General features: G+C 64.0%; 13 protein-coding genes. 2 read left to right on the forward strand and 11 right to left on the reverse strand.

Going from position 1 to position 14,785, the window contains the following annotated elements; all coding sequences use genetic code 11:
- The first annotated feature begins 1 nt into the window (after window position 1).
- Window positions 2–2,401, forward strand: a complete 2,400-nt coding sequence (locus C7440_RS03015; protein WP_180064372.1) for a xanthine dehydrogenase family protein molybdopterin-binding subunit — start codon at window positions 2–4, stop codon at window positions 2,399–2,401.
- Window positions 2,402–2,413: 12 nt separating this feature from the next.
- Here C7440_RS03015 and C7440_RS03020 read toward each other — a convergent pair whose 3' ends face one another.
- The 10 genes from C7440_RS03020 to C7440_RS03065 all read right to left on the reverse strand — a co-directional run bounded on the left by C7440_RS03020 (window position 2,414) and on the right by C7440_RS03065 (window position 12,446).
- Window positions 2,414–3,118, reverse strand: coding sequence for an ABC transporter ATP-binding protein (locus tag C7440_RS03020; RefSeq protein WP_116517417.1), 705 nt, complete (start codon window positions 3,116–3,118; stop codon window positions 2,414–2,416).
- A gap of 28 nt (window positions 3,119–3,146) precedes the next feature.
- Entirely contained in the window at window positions 3,147–3,890 is a 744-nt protein-coding gene (locus C7440_RS03025; protein WP_116517418.1) for an ABC transporter ATP-binding protein, read from the reverse strand.
- Window positions 3,880–4,860, reverse strand: a complete 981-nt coding sequence (locus C7440_RS03030) for a branched-chain amino acid ABC transporter permease (protein ID WP_243410814.1) — start codon at window positions 4,858–4,860, stop codon at window positions 3,880–3,882. The genes C7440_RS03025 and C7440_RS03030 overlap by 11 nt, the downstream gene beginning before the upstream one ends.
- Window positions 4,861–4,867: 7 nt before the next feature.
- The gene (locus tag C7440_RS03035) at window positions 4,868–5,740 is read right to left on the reverse strand and encodes a branched-chain amino acid ABC transporter permease (RefSeq protein WP_243410815.1); all 873 of its coding nucleotides are present in this window, start codon (window positions 5,738–5,740) and stop codon (window positions 4,868–4,870) included.
- Window positions 5,741–5,819: 79 nt separating this feature from the next.
- Window positions 5,820–7,022 (reverse strand): ABC transporter substrate-binding protein, encoded by a 1,203-nt coding sequence (locus tag C7440_RS03040; protein WP_116517421.1) that lies wholly within the window; start codon window positions 7,020–7,022, stop codon window positions 5,820–5,822.
- Window positions 7,023–7,075: 53 nt separating this feature from the next.
- Window positions 7,076–7,786, reverse strand: coding sequence for a TetR/AcrR family transcriptional regulator (locus tag C7440_RS03045; protein WP_116517422.1), 711 nt, complete (start codon window positions 7,784–7,786; stop codon window positions 7,076–7,078).
- The gene (locus C7440_RS03050; RefSeq protein WP_116517423.1) at window positions 7,783–8,541 is read right to left on the reverse strand and encodes an SDR family NAD(P)-dependent oxidoreductase; all 759 of its coding nucleotides are present in this window, start codon (window positions 8,539–8,541) and stop codon (window positions 7,783–7,785) included. Before C7440_RS03050 ends, C7440_RS03045 begins: the two co-directional genes overlap by 4 nt.
- Entirely contained in the window at window positions 8,538–9,830 is a 1,293-nt protein-coding gene (gene hisD / locus C7440_RS03055; protein WP_017524773.1) for a histidinol dehydrogenase, read from the reverse strand. Before hisD ends, C7440_RS03050 begins: the two co-directional genes overlap by 4 nt.
- A gap of 9 nt (window positions 9,831–9,839) precedes the next feature.
- Window positions 9,840–10,808 (reverse strand): cyclase family protein, encoded by a 969-nt coding sequence (locus tag C7440_RS03060; RefSeq protein WP_017524774.1) that lies wholly within the window; start codon window positions 10,806–10,808, stop codon window positions 9,840–9,842.
- Window positions 10,809–10,934: 126 nt separating this feature from the next.
- Window positions 10,935–12,446, reverse strand: a complete 1,512-nt coding sequence (locus tag C7440_RS03065; RefSeq protein WP_116517424.1) for a CoA-acylating methylmalonate-semialdehyde dehydrogenase — start codon at window positions 12,444–12,446, stop codon at window positions 10,935–10,937.
- Window positions 12,447–12,563: 117 nt separating this feature from the next.
- On the opposite strand from C7440_RS03065, the gene C7440_RS03070 reads away from it, so the two are divergent.
- The gene (locus C7440_RS03070; RefSeq protein WP_017524776.1) at window positions 12,564–13,508 is read left to right on the forward strand and encodes a LysR family transcriptional regulator; all 945 of its coding nucleotides are present in this window, start codon (window positions 12,564–12,566) and stop codon (window positions 13,506–13,508) included.
- Here C7440_RS03070 and C7440_RS03075 read toward each other — a convergent pair.
- Window positions 13,495–14,775 carry an FAD binding domain-containing protein gene (locus tag C7440_RS03075; RefSeq protein ID WP_116517425.1) on the reverse strand — a complete coding sequence of 427 codons (1,281 nt, stop codon included), beginning with the start codon at window positions 14,773–14,775 and terminating at the stop codon, window positions 13,495–13,497. The genes C7440_RS03070 and C7440_RS03075 overlap by 14 nt on opposite strands.
- Window positions 14,776–14,785 lie beyond the last annotated feature (10 nt).

Below are 14,785 nucleotides of genomic sequence, written 5' to 3' on the forward strand. Positions count from 1 at the left end.
CATGCAAGCCACAGTCAAGGAAGAAACCCGCCCCATCGTCAAGCAGGACAAGGACAGTCGCCAGTACGTCGGCAGCTCGGTCAACCGGCCGAACATGCGCCGCCATCTCGAAGGGCGCGGGTGCTATGTAGACGATATCTCGCTGCCGCGCCTGGTTCATGTCGTGTACCTGCGCAGCCCCTACGCGCACGCCCGCTTCAGCATTGTCGACGTTTCGCGCGCCAAGGCCATGCCGGGCGTGGTGGCCATCGTCGACGGCCGCGAGATCGCCACTATCTGCACGCCTTGGGTGGCCACGCTGGCCCACCTAGAGGGCATGCGGTCGCCGCCCGAATATCCGCTGGCGCTTGACAGAGCCTGCTGGCAGGGCGAACCGGTGCTGGCCATCGTGGCCCTTACCCGCCACCAGGCCGAAGACGCCCTCCCCATGGTGGAAATCGACTGGCACGAGCTGCCCGTGGTCGACAATATGGAAACCGCCCTGGCGCCCGAGACCCCCGTCATTCATCCCGAGCTGGGCGACAACCTGTGCTTTACCAAGAAAATAGACACGGGCGGTGTCGAACAGGCCATGGCCGAGGCCGACCTGGTGGTCGAAGAAACCTACCGCTTCGGGCGCGTGACCGGCGTAACCATGGAACCCCGTTCTTTGCTGGCCGACTACCAGCCGGCCGAAAGCCAGCTTACGGTGTACCAGTCGCACCAGGCGCCGCACATGATGCAAGACCTGTATGCGCGCCATTTCGACCTGCCCGAGAACTCCGTGCGCGTAATCTGCCGCGACGTGGGCGGGGCCTTCGGACTGAAGGTGCATTCTTATCCAGACGACTTTGCCACCGTGGCGCTTTCCATCCTGCTGAAGCGGCCCGTCAAGTTCGTTGCCGACAGGCTCGAGTCGTTCGCCAGCGACATCCATGCGCGCGAGCACGTGGTAAAGGCCCGTATCGGAGTGAAGTCCAGCGGCGAGATCGTGGCCTTCGATTTCGACGATCTGACGGGCGTGGGGCCCTATTCCGTCTACCCGCGCACCAGCGCCATCGAGGGCAACCAGGTGCTCAGCATTGCGGGTGGGCCCTACAAGCATAAGTATTACCGGGCCAGGCTCGACGTCGTGTTCCAGAACAAATCGCCCACCAGCCAGTATCGCGGCGTGGGCCATCCCATCGCCTGCGGCGCCACCGAGGGCATCGTCGAGCTGGCGGCCCAGCGCCTGGGCATCGACCCCTTGAAAATGCGCTTGATCAACGTCATGCCCGACGACGGCTACCCTTGCGTGGGGGCTTCAGGCATAAAGATCGAAGGCCTTTCGCACCAGAAGTCGATCGCCAAGCTCGAAGAGATGATGAACTACCAGGCGCTGCGCAAAGAGCAGGCCGAGCTGCGCAAGCAGAACATCCATCGCGGCATCGGCTTTGCCGTGCTCGTCGAGCTGACCAATCCCAGCGCGGCGTTCTATGGCGTGGGCGGGGCGCGCATCTCGGCGCTCGACGGCGCCTCGCTGCGGCTGGAACCTACCGGCGTGGTCACCTGCCACGTGGGCGTGGGCGAACAGGGCCAGGGCACCGAAACCATATTCGCGCAGATCGCCGCCGATGCCATCGGCGTCGAGATCGGCCAGGTCAAGATCGTTACCGGCGATACTGAGGCCACCCCCTACGGCGGCGGAACCTGGGCTTCGCGCGGCGCGGGCATAGGCGGCGAAGCGGTGCTGCAGGCGGGCCGGGCCCTGCGTTCCAACATTCGCGACTTTGCCGCCGTCGTGCTGAAAAAAGACCGGCCCGAGCTGGACGTGGCCGACGGCTTCATTGTCGACAGCAGCACGGGTGCGCACCTGATGCCGTTGGCCGAAGTGGCGCGGCAGGCGTATTTCCGGCCCGACATCCTGCCCGCCGATGCCCGGCCCGAGCTCATGGTTACCCGCCACGCCGCGCAGCGCGGCTTTCCGTTCACCTTCACCAACGGGGTGCAGGCCTCGTATGTCGAGGTCGACATCGAAACAGGCTTCGTCAAGCTGCTTGACCACTGGTGCGTCGAAGACTGCGGCAGGGTCATCAACCCCAAGCTGGTCGACGAGCAGATACGCGGCGCCATCGTGCAGGGCATCGGCGGCGTCATGCTTGAAGAATGCCTGTACGATGAAAACGGGCTGCTGCGCAATGGCTCGATGGCCGACTACCTGGTGCCCATGGCCTTCGAGATGCCCGACATACACGTGGCCCATATAGAGACGCCCACCAACACCTCCGAGCTGGGCGCCAAGGGCGCCGGCGAGGCGGGCACCGCAGGCCCGCCGGGAGCGGTAATGAACGCCATCAATGATGCGCTGGCGCCGTTCTCGGCGCGCGTGGCCTCGCAGCCGATCACGCCCGAGAAAATACTGCAGGCATTGGGTACGGTGTAGCCCCGGGCGGGGCTATACCGCGCAATAGCGTTCCTGCATCGCCGGGTCGTCCAGCAGGGCGCGCGCGGTACTGGTGTAGACGATCTCGCCCTGGTCAAGAATGTAGACGCGATCGGCGATTCCCAGCGCCAGCTCGACGTTCTGCTCGACCAGCAGTATGGTCTTGCCGTCTTGCTTCAGGGTGTTGAAGAGCTCGAACATCTCGTCCACTAGTATGGGCATGATGCCTTCCGAGGGCTCGTCGAGCAAAATCATATCGGGCCCCGCGGCGATGGCTCGGGCGATGGCCAGCATCTGCTGCTCGCCCCCCGACATGGTGACGGCGTTCTGGTTCAGGCGTTCTTTCAGCCTTGGGAAAGTCTGGGCGATCTGGTCGATGACTTCGGCTTCGCGGGCCTTGAGCGGCGAGGCCACGATGCCCAGGCGGATGTTCTCGAGCACGCTCAGCCCCGAGACAATGCGCCTTTCTTCGGGCACATAGGCCAGGCCTTGGGCGAAGCGGGCGTGGGCGGGCCGGCCGATAAGGTTCTGGCCCTTGAACGTGATCGAACCCGAAGTGCGGTCGAGCAGGCCCATGATGCTTTTCAGGGTGGTGGTCTTGCCGGCGCCGTTGCGGCCCAGCAGGGCGACGACCTCGCCCTGGCCGACGGTAAGGTCCACATCTTGCAGGATGTGGCTGGATGCGTACCAGGCGTTGAGCTTTTCTATTTTCAGCATGGTGTGTCGCCTTTAGTGTTAACAGGCCCTAGTGTTGGCCCAGATAGACGCGCTTGACTTCATCGTTCGAGCGGATGTCGTCGGGGGCGCCCGAGGCCAGGAACTCGCCATGATGCAGCACGATGATGCGGTCGCTGATGCCCATGATCATCTTCATCTTGTGTTCGACCAGAATGACCGTGCGGGCGGCGGCCACCTGCACGATCAGGTCCATCATCGATCGGGTTTCTTCGGGGCTCATGCCGGCGGTGGGCTCGTCCATGAGCAGCAGCTTGGGGTCCGAGGCCAGGGCAATGGCGATTTCAAGCGCGCGCTGCTGGCCGTGGGCCAGTTCGCGCGCCAGCCGCCGGGCGTGTTGTTCCATGCCCACCGTGCGCAGAAGCTCCATCGCCTTGTCTTGCAGCTGCAGGCTGCTTTGCCTGCGCCACAGGTTGTATCGCGAGACATGGGCCTGCAGTGCGATCTCGACGTTCTGGCGGGTGCTGAAGTTGGGGAAGATGTTGGTGATCTGAAACGACTTGGAGATGCCTGCGTGCGAGAACTGGTGGGGCTTCAGGCCAGAAAGGTCTTTGCCCTGGAAAACCACCCGGCCCTCAGAGGGCGGAAAGGCGCCCGACAGCACGTTGAAGTAAGTGCTTTTGCCCGCGCCGTTGGGGCCGATGATGGACGTGAGCTTGCCGCGCTCGAACTGTATCGACACGTTCTTCAGCGCGGTGAAGGCCCCGAAGCGGCGCGTGACATTATGGGTTTCTATGATGATGTCAGTCGACATGCAGTTTCTCCAGTATGGTTCCCCACACGCCCTTTGGGAAGAACAGGACGAAGAAGATGAAGATGCCGCCGACATACAGCTGCCAGTGCTCCGTCCATAGCGAAAACACGTCCTGGATCAACAGGAAAAGCAGCGCGCCCACGATGGGCCCGAAGAAAGTGCCCATGCCGCCCAGCAGGCAGATCATCACCACCAGGCCCGAGGTTTCGTAGTGCAGGGTTTCAATCGCCACGCTCGACAGGTTGATGCCGTTCAGCGCGCCGGCCAGGCCGCAGAAGGCGCCCGACAGCACGAAGGTGATGAGCTTGGTGTTCTCTACGTTGAAGCCGCAGGCGCGCGTGCGGGTCTCGTTTTCGCGGATGGCCTGGATGGCATGGCCGAAGGGCGAGGCCAGTATGCGCGAGATCAGCCATAGTGATATGGCCACGAAGCAGAAGAAAAAGTAATACTTGTTGATCGGGTCGAGCACGTCGATGGTCAGGCCGAACAGATTGACTTCGGGTACGTTCACCCCCCGCAAGCCGTTTTCACCGCCCGACGCCGGCATCTGGTAGATAAGGAAATACACGCACTGCGACAGGGCCAGCGTAACCATGGCAAAGTAGATGCCGCGCGTGCGTATGGCCAGGGCGCCGATGACCAGTGCGCCCGCCGCCGAGACAATGATGGCGGCCGGTATGGCCAGCCACCACGTAATGGCATGCTGGGCAATCAGTATTCCGGCGGTATAGGCCCCTATGCCCAGAAAGGCCGAATGCCCGAACGACAGCATGCCCATGTAGCCGAAGATCAGGTTGAAGCCCAGCGCATACAGGCCGAATATCAGTATGTGCGCGGCCACCGAGTAGTTGGGTGTAAGCCAGGGCAGCACGAAGAGGAACAGGATGGTGGCCAGGACACGGTGCCGGCGTATGGCTTCGAACAGGGCCGGGGTCTTGGTTTTGTCGAGGGTCATAGTGCGTGTAGTCATGGTGTGCTCAACTCATCAGGCCGGCGCGGCCGAACAGGCCCATGGGGCGAACCAGAAGAACAAGGGCCATGATGATGAACATCGACACCTTGGAGGCCTCGGGGTACATGAAGGCGGCCAGGCTTTCGACAATGCCTATCAGCAGGCCCGCCACGATGGCGCCGGTAAGCGACCCCATGCCGCCCACCACGGTAACCACGAAGGCGACGATCAGCACGTTGGTGCCCATTTCGGGCGCAATGCCCTGCATCGGAGCCGACAGATACCCGGCCAGGCCGGCTATGCCGGTGCCGATGGCGAACACCACGAGCCAGACGCGCGAGATGTCGACGCCCAGCACGCGCACGATCATCGGGTCGCGCGCTCCGGCGCGGATGATCAGGCCGAACGACGTGCGCTCGATGAACAGCCACAGGATCAGCAGGACGACGACCGCAACGCCGATGACGAACAGGCGGTACAGCGGGAAGGGGCCCACAAAGACGTCGACGGCGCCCTGCAGGGCCTCGGGCGTGCTGACCGGCAGGCCCTGCTTGCCGAAGATGATGCGGATGACCTCGACCATGACATAGCCCAGGCCGAAGGTAAGCAGCAAGGGGTAGTCGATGCCGCGTCCGTACAGCGGCCGCACCAGGTAGCGTTCGACCACGATGCCTATCAGGCCGGTAAGCACGGGCACGGCCACCAGGCAGATCCAGAAGTTGGGCACGTACTGGTACAGCAGGTAGCCCACATAGGCGCCCACCATGAAGAAGGCGCCGTGCGCAAAGTTGACCACCGTGAGCATGCCGAAGATCAGCGACAGGCCCACGGCCATCAGCACGTAGATGGCGCCCAGCGCCACGCCGGTAAAAAGCTGCAGGCCAAGCAGCTGGAGCATGAAGCCGTCCATGGTGCCTCCGTCTTATCATTGCGGCACGCTTTCGCCCCGCGGCGAAAGCGCAGCCGCTTGCAGTTTGCTATTTGAAGCCCAGTTGTTCGCAGCTGCGCAGTATGTCTTCGGTCGGTGCGACTTCTTTCACGATCTTGAAGACATCGTCGGGGTTGTCGGCGGGGGCCGCCTTCGACTCGATGATCAGCACCGACTGCACCGCCTGGTGGTCGCAGCCGCGGTAGTACTCGGGCCCCTTGTACGTGTCGTACTTGAGCGATGCAAGCGCGTCGACCACCTTTTCAGTGTCGGTGGTGCCCGCCTGCTTGACGGCCATCAGCAGCGACTTGACCGCGCCATACGCCAGGGCGCCGTAGTCGGAGGGATAGCTGCCATGCTCCTTTTTATACCGTTCGTTAAGCGCCTTGGCGGTGTCGTACTGGTTCTGAAGCTCCCAGTAGTACGAGGTGGCGCCGGTCACGCCCTCGTACACTTTGTCGCCGGCCGCCTGGCGCGCCGTGTAAAGCAGCACGGGAGTGACGAACTTGGTGTTGGCCTTCAGGCCGAACTGGCCCGCCTGCTGGATGGAGATCTGGTTGTCGCGGCCGAAGTTGTTGAAGATGAGGATGTCGGGCTTGAGCGCGGCCAGCCTGGGCAGGAAGACGGAGTAGTCGGACGTGCCCAGCGGATGGCGGACCTCGCCCACGATCTTGGCGCCCACTTCTTCGGCAACCGTGGTAAAGCCGCGCGCCATCTCGTGCCCATAGGCGTAGTCGGCCGTAAGGAAGGCGATGCGCATGCCTTCCTTGAACAGGTGGCGGCCAAGCGCCTGGGTGGTCATATGGGGGTTGAGCGCTTCATGGAAGGTGTAGCGCGACATGTCGGCGGCCTCGTTGATGGCGTCCGACTGGCTAATGGAAATATAAATGACCTTGCGCTGCTTGGTGACGTTGTTGGTGGAAAGCTGGGTCGAGGCCGACAGGCCGCCGACGATGAAGTTGGCGTGGTCTTTCTCGATGAGGTCAAGCGCGCGCGTCGCGGCCTCGCCGGGGTTGAGCTTGTCGTCCCGCACAAGCAGTTCGGCCATGCGGCCGTCCAGGCCCCCGGCCTCGTTGAATTCCTTGACCGCGATTTCGGCGTTGCGAACCTGATCCTTGGCTTCGGCTCCGTAAGGCCCCGTAAGCGGCACGGGCAGGCCGATGCGTATGGGGTCTGATTGAGCCAGTGCGCCGGACATGCCAAACACCGATGCCAGGCATAAGACGTAGGTCCATTTGTTGATGGTCTTCATGTTGTCTCCTTTGGTGTTGAACTACAGGGCCCTGCAAGTTCTGTCTGTTGTAGTTATGGGCTGTAACCTTCTTGCGACGGGGGCCGCAACAACCTGGCTATGGCGTTGGGCGCCGCGCTGACGAAGGTGTCGATCGATACCTCGAGCATGGCGGGGTTGATTTCATGGTCGGACGAGGTGCCGAACGCGCAGCGCCGGATGCCGTGGTAGAAAATGCCGCCGTGGAACATCCAGACGTAGTCGAGCTCGTCGTTGGTGATGGGTTCGGCTTCGGGCGGCACCATGTGGAATTCGGCGCGCAGCTCGGCGCACAGCGGGCGCAGTATCTGGTGCTCGACCATTTCGAAGAAGCGGCGGTTGATCGCCACGTCGGCCAGGCCGGCGTAGATGTACAGCCGCATCCAGTCGCGGTTGAAGATCACGCCCAGGTACGAGCGGTAGAAGCGGGCAAGCCGCTCGCGCAATGGAAGGGACCTGTCGCGTATCAGCCGGGGCCAGTCTTCTTGCCATTGGTCGGTGAACACGGCCTTGAATATCGCTTCGAACAGGTCTTCTTTCGAGTCGAAGTAGCGGAACAGCAGGGGCTGGGTGACGCCGATCTGGCGGGCCAGGTCGTGGGTGGAGCCCGAGAACCCATGCTCGGAGAAGAACGCGATGCTTTCGCGCAGGATCTGCGCCCGGCGCTGGTCGCGCGGCTGGCGTCGGGTGCGCGGCGCGGCAAGGCCGGCGGCATCGGGCGGGGGGCTGTGCGTGGCGTCGTTCATTGTGCGGTCCAGCCTCCGTCGAGCTTGAGGCTTGTTCCGGTAACCATGGAGGCGGCGGGCGAGGCCAGATAACGCACGGCCTGTGCCACTTCCTGGGCGGGCAGCAGCCGGCCCATGGGCAGGCGCTGCATGACCCAGTCGCGAAAGCTTTCTTCCTTGAAGAAGGCTTCGGTCATGGGGGTGAGGACAAAGGTGGGCGCCACGGTATTGACGCGGATGTTGTGCGCGGCCAGCTCGAGCGCCATGGCCTTGGTCAGGCCTTCGACGGCGTGCTTGGTCATGCAGTAGACCGATCGGCGGGCCGCACCCACGTGGCCCATCTGCGACGAGATGTTGACAATGCTGCCGCCTTTGCCGCTGGCCATGATCTTGCGCGCGCCGGCCTGGGCGGTAAGGAACACCGAGCGCACGTTCAGCAGCAGCAGGCTGTCGAGTTGCTCTGGCGTAACGTCGATGAAATCGGCGGGGATGTTTCCCCCCGCATTGTTGACCAGGATGTCCAGCCGGGGAATGCCGTCGAGGGCCGATTGCACGGCGCCGGCGTCGGTGATGTCGCAGACGATGGCCTGGGCCTGTCCGCCGTCGGCGGCGATGCGCTGCGCCAGATCATCGAGTTCGGCCTGGTTGCGGCTGAGGATGAAGGTCTTGGCCCCGGCGGCCGCAAGCTCGGCGGCGATCGCCGCGCCCAGGCCTCGGCCGGCGCCGGTGACCAGCGCCGCGAGCCCGTGCAGGTTGAAGGGGCCGGCCGTGATCATAGCGCGGCGCCCGCCATGCTGCCGTACTTGCGCACCCGGTAGTCGGCCTGCTCTTTGTGGCCCCAGAAGCGCTCGATGGCGCATAGCCGCGAGCAGTACTCGCCTATCATCACGCTGGCTTCGGGCGTGCATTCTTGCCAGGTGCAGGTTTTAAGGAACTTGCCCACCCACAGCCCGCCGGTATAGCGCGCGGCCCCCTTGGTGGGCAGTGTGTGGTTGGTGCCGATGACCTTGTCGCCATAGGCCACATTGGTTTCTGGGCCCAGGAACAGCGCGCCGTACTGCTTCATGTTGTCGAGGAAGTAGCGCGGGTTGCGTGTAAGCACCTCGACGTGTTCGTAGGCCAGCTTGTCGGCCTCGACCACGGCCTCGGCCTCGTCCTGCACCAGGATGATCTGGCCGTAGTCGGCCCAGGCCTTGCCCGCAATTTCAGCCGTGGGCAGCACGCCCAGCTGGCGTTCGATTTCGGCCGGCAGGGCCTCGGCCAGTTGGGCGGAAGTGGTAATGAGCGCGGCGGGCGAGGTGTAGCCGTGCTCGGCCTGGCCGAGCAGGTCGGCGGCCACCATGCCGACTTCGGCGCTGTCGTCGGCGATGACCAGGATCTCGGTGGGCCCGGCGAACAGGTCGATGCCCACCCTGCCGAACAGCTGGCGCTTGGCCTCGGCCACGTAGGCGTTGCCCGGCCCCACCAGCATGTCGACCGGCGCGATGCTTTCAGTGCCGATGGCCATGGCGGCCACGGCCTGCACCCCGCCCAGAATGTGGATTTCGTCGGCTCCGGCAAGCGCCATGGCCGCCACGGTTTCGGGGTGGGCCTTGCCGTCGGTGGGGGGCACACAGGCCACCACGCGCGGCACGCCCGCCACCTTGGCGGTGACGATGCTCATGTGGGCCGAGGCCACCATAGGGTACTTGCCCCCCGGCACGTAGCAGCCGACCGAGCTGACCGGGATGTGCTTGTGCCCCAGCGTGACGCCTGGCAGGGTTTCGACCTGCACGTCGTGCATGGAGGCGCGCTGCATCTGGGCGAAATTGCGGATCTGGGCCTGGGCGAAACGGATGTCGTCAAGCGTGGCCGGGTCGACCGAATCGACGATGGCCTGGATTTGCTTTTCATCGAGCCGGAAAGAGGGGGGCGACCATTTGTCGAATTTCTGCGAGTATTCGCGCACGGCCTGATCGCCCCGCGACTGGACGTCGGCCAGGATGGCCTCTACCGTTTGGCGAACCTGGGCGTCGAGCTCGGCGCTGGCCTGGGCACTGATGGTGTGTTTCAGGATGCGAGCCATGGGAGCCTCCTACTTGATCGCGATGGGATTGAGGGGTGAACCCACGGCGCGGGTAATGGGCAGCGGCGGCGCGGTGAACATGAACTCGTATACGCCGTCGGCGGCGCAGTCTTCGGCCAGGTCCTTGACATAAAAGATCTCGCCCATGCTGATGCCTATCATGGGTATGACCACCCAATGCCAGGGCTGGGTGCAGTCGTCGGTTTCGTTGGGGCGCACTTCGCAGCCCCAGGTGTCGGTGCAGATGGCGGCGATCTGCTTTTCATAGATCCAGTTTGCCGTGTCGAAGGCCAGGCCCGGGGCCTCGCCGCCCGCATAGCCGCCCCATTCGCCCTGCTTCAGGCAGCGCTCCATATGCCCGGTGCGCACGATGACGAAGTCGCCGCGCCGCACCTGTACACCCTGGGCCTTTTGCGTGGTCTCGAGGTCGTCGACCGAAATGGCCTGGCCGTCTTCAAGAGAATCGACGCCCAGATGCCGGGCGACGTCGAGCAGCACGCCGCGGCCCACCATTTTTGCCTTGACCTTTTCGATGCCGTTCTTGTGGGCGCCGTCGCTGTCGACGAGGCGGGCGTCATAGCCGTTCCACATTTTTTCGCCGTAGAAAATATGGCCCAGGCCGTCCCATTGCGTGCCGCACTGCAGGGGCATGGATACCGAGTCGTCGGCGTAGCGCAAGCCGCCGGCGTCTTGGTTGCCCGCGACGGCGTCGGTGCCGGTGGCCAGCATGGTGTGGATGGGGTTGTAGCGATTGCCCCACAGGCCTTTTTGCGGCCCGTTGCGGTCGAACTCGAGCCCCAGCGAAAAGACGCTGCCCTTGCGCACCAGGCCCGCCGCCGCCTTGATGTCGTCGGGGCTGACATAGTTGAGCGTGCCGATTTCATCGTCGGGCCCCCACTTGCCCCAGTTGCAGCACCGCTTGGCGGTTTCATGGACAAGATCGATCTTGAATTTTTTTTCGTCGTAGCGATGGACCATGGCTTTGTCTCCTTTTTAATAATCAATCGATAATGTATTTTATTTACCAGGGCCTCTCTAATACTATTTCTATATCGCTTAAGGCTTTATTTTCCTTTTTACTTATCGATTGATTATTTCGTACAGCTATTTTGGCGCGGGCATGGCAAATTCCGCGCCTTTTTCTATGCTTTCGGGCCAGCGCTGCATGATGCTTTTTTGCTTGGTGTAAAAGCGCACACCTTCTTCGCCATAGATGTGCATGTCGCCAAACAGCGATTTTTGCCAGCCGCCGAAGCCGTGCCAGGCCATGGGTACGGGAATGGGCACGTTGATGCCCACCATGCCGCACTGGATGCGCCGGCCGAATTCGCGCGCGATGTGGCCGTCGCGGGTGTAGCACGACACGCCGTTGCCGAATTCATGGTTGTTGACGAGTTCGACGGCCGACCCGAAGTCGGGCACGCGCACGCAGGCCAGCACGGGGCCGAACACTTCTTCTTTATAGATGCGCATATTGGGCTTGACGTTGTCGAACAGGGTGCCTCCGGTGAAGAAGCCCTGTTCGTGGCCAGGCACCGTGTGGCCGCGGCCGTCTACGACCAGCGTGGCGCCTTCGTCGACGCCCGACTGAATGTAGCCCTCGATGCGTTCGAGCGCCTGGCGGGTAACGATGGGCCCCATTTCGGCTTGCGGGTCCATGCCGTTGCGCACGACGAGCGTTTTGGCCCTTTCGGCCAGCCTGGGAATGACGCGGTCGGCCGCCTCGCCGACCAGCACGGCGACGGAGATGGCCATGCAGCGCTCGCCGGCTGATCCGTAGGCCGCGCCGACCAGGGCGTCGACCGCCTGGTCGAGGTCGGCGTCGGGCATGACGACCAGGTGGTTTTTTGCCCCCCCCAGCGCCTGCACCCGCTTGCCGAAATGGGCGGCCTGCTCGTAGATATAGTGGGCGATGGGGGTGGAGCCGACGAAGCTGACCGCCTTGACGTCGGGGTGGGCCAGCAGGGCGTCGACCGCTGTTTTATCGCCCTGCACCACGTTCAGCACGCCGTCGGGCAGGCCGGCCTCTTTGAACAGGCGGGCAAGGTACAGCGATGTCGAGGGATCGCGCTCGCTGGGCTTGAGGATGAAGCAGTTGCCGGCGGCAATGGCCACCGGGAACATCCAGCAGGGAACCATGCACGGGAAGTTGAAGGGGGTAATGCCGGCGACGACGCCCAGCGGCTGGCGCAGGGTCCAGTTGTCCATGCCCGAAGCGACCTGGTCGGTGTAATCGCCCTTGAGCAGCTGCGGTATGCCGCAGGCGAACTCGATGACGTCGATGGCGCGCGAGACTTCGCCCTGCGCATCGCTGAACACCTTGCCGTGCTCGGCGGTGATGATGGCCGCCAGGGCGTCGCGATGCTGGTTCATCAGCTCGAGGAACTTGAACATAATGCGTGCGCGCCGCAGGGGCGAGGTATCGGCCCACTGGCCGAAGGCGGCCTTGGCGCTGGCCACGGCCTGGTCGACATCGTGGGGCTCGGCCAGCACGACCTGGCGTGCGGCCATGCCCAGCGCGGGATTGAAGACATCCTGGCGCCGCTGCGAGGCGCCGGATGTGGCTTGGCCGTTGATGAAATGGCCGACGTCGGCGGTGTCGTTGTAGGCTTGCATAGTGGGTTCTCGAATTATTTTCAGGCGGCGTACGAATGGTCAGTGTACGGAGGCGAGCCGCCTTGCGATAGACCTGAACGCTGGATTCATTGTTCAATATATTGAATAATCTTGCGTATGAAAGACAAGAAAATAACTTCGCTGTGGTCCCATGTGCATTGGTTGGCGGTCCTGGCCGAGCAGGGCAGTTTTACCCGCGCGGCGGCCTCTTTGAACGTCAGCAAGGCGGCCATGAGCCAGCGCATTGCCGAGCTCGAGCAGGCCGCCGGCGTGCCGCTCGTGCGGCGCACGACCCGCAGCGTGCGCCTTACCGAAGCGGGGCAGCAGCTGGCCGAGAACACGCGCGGCGCTTTCGGCCAGATCGCCGACAGCTTCGAGGCGGTGCGCGAACAGGCGGTCTCCCCGCAGGGCACATTGCGCCTCAGCGCTCCGGTGGCGTTGGCGCGCCAGCAGCTCGTGCCCCGCCTCCCGGCCTTCCTGCGGGCCAATCCACGCATACGCATCGAGCTCGATCTTTCCGATCAGCTCAGCTCGCTCTCGGGCGAGGGCTTCGACCTGGCGATTCGCCACACGTCCACGCCGCCAGCCAATTACGTGGCCTGGGCCTTGTGCGGGGTGCGCTCGGTGCTGGTGGCCAGCCGGGCCTATCTCGACCGCCACGGCACCCCGGAACATCCTTCAGACCTGGCCGACCATGCCTGCCTGCATTATCCGCGCCGGCAAAGCACCACTGTGTGGACGTTCGAGTCAGCGGGCAGGGCGCGCTCGGGGCCGCGGCGCCATGTGGTGCCGGTGGGCGGGCCTTTTGCGGTCAACAACAGCGAAGGGCTGCGCGAAGCGGCCCAGGCCGGCCTGGGCCTGACGATACTGCCCGATTTTTCCGCCCAGCAGGCGCTGGCCCGGGGCGAGTTGGTCCAGGTGCTGCCGGGCTGGTCTCCCGCCGGCGTGTTCGGCGACACACTCTATGCCATCAGGCCCTATACCACCCATGTGCCCCGGGGCGTGCAGGTGCTGGTGGCATACTTGCGCGAGGCGCTCAAAGAGGGCTTTACGGCCGCGTAGAAGCCGTGGCCGTCGTGCTGCCGGGCTGGTCCAGCTTCAGGTAGCGCAGCGATACCGCCGTTTCCCGCATAAGAGGACCCGGATCGCGATAGCGCCGGGCCATTTCCCGTTCATGCGCCGAGCGCGGATTGGCCAGCATGCAGGCTCCCATGTTCCGGGCATGGCCGACGATCGACCTTCCGAAGCGGCCGCGTTCGGCCTGGTACCTGGCCAGGGCCTGGTGGATGCCGGCCTCGGAGCCCAGCGCTTCGGTCAGCTCGAGGGCGTCGTAGGCGGCTTTGGTGACCCCCATGCCCGAATGGGGGCGGGCGACGAATGCGGCATCGCCCAACAGGGCGACTCGGCCCGCCGCCATGCGTTCGCACTCCAGATCGAAAATCGGCTGGAAGAACAGCAGGGGCGTCTTGTGCACGACTTCCGCAAAGACGGGAGGCAGGGTGTCCGTGGCGGCCTTGCGCACTTCGTCGAGAACGTCGGGGCGGATGGCGGTGGGCGGTATGCCCCCCGCATGGTGCCTGCCGGAAGCGTCGGTCTGCAGGCGCCTGAGCTCGGTTTCTTCGTCCGCCGGCCGATACCACACAAAATTGATGCGCCGCGCGCCCTTTGAGGTGGCGTTGGCGCGGCCCGCCACAGGGTAGGTAAGTATTTGCTCGTTGGGGGGCAGGTAGAAGGCAAAGCGCTCCATCAGCGCCTCATGGGCCTGGGGGCCAAGCTCGCTTTCTTCAACCAGGCCGCGCCAGGCGACATAGCCGGCATAGACCGGCTCGATGCCGGGCATGGCCTGGGCGCGGGTGGCGGAGCGTATGCCGTCGGCGCCCACCAGCAGGTCGCCCGTGGCTTGCGTGCCGTCTTCGAAAAAGGCGGTAACGCTATCGGCGTCCTGCTCGATGCGCGCCAGCGCTTTGCCGTGATGGTAGTGCCTGGCTGGAAATGCATCTTCAAGAACCCCGAGCAGGCGGCTCCACGCCGTAAGCAGCTGTTCGTAGGGCAGTTCGGCGATGCTGCGGCCCTGCCGGTCGAAGGTGACCCGGCTGGGAATGCTGACGCCCAGTGTTTCGTCGACGGTGGCGCCGGCCAGCTTCAGCGCATGCAGCAGCTCTTGGTGGGTGACGATGCCGGCGCCGCGATCGGAAAGGGGGCCGGGCACGCGTTCGTGGATTTCGGCCTGCCAGCCGGCGCGCAGCAGCAGGTTACCCGCGAACAGGCCCCCCATCGAGCCGCCGATGATGATGGCCTTGCCTTTTTTTGCCTGTGCGGCCTGGTCCATGGGCTTGCCC

Origin of the sequence: Pusillimonas noertemannii, assembly GCF_003096595.1 — a bacterium.
GTDB classification, from domain to species: Bacteria; Pseudomonadota; Gammaproteobacteria; order Burkholderiales; family Burkholderiaceae_B; genus Pusillimonas; species Pusillimonas noertemannii.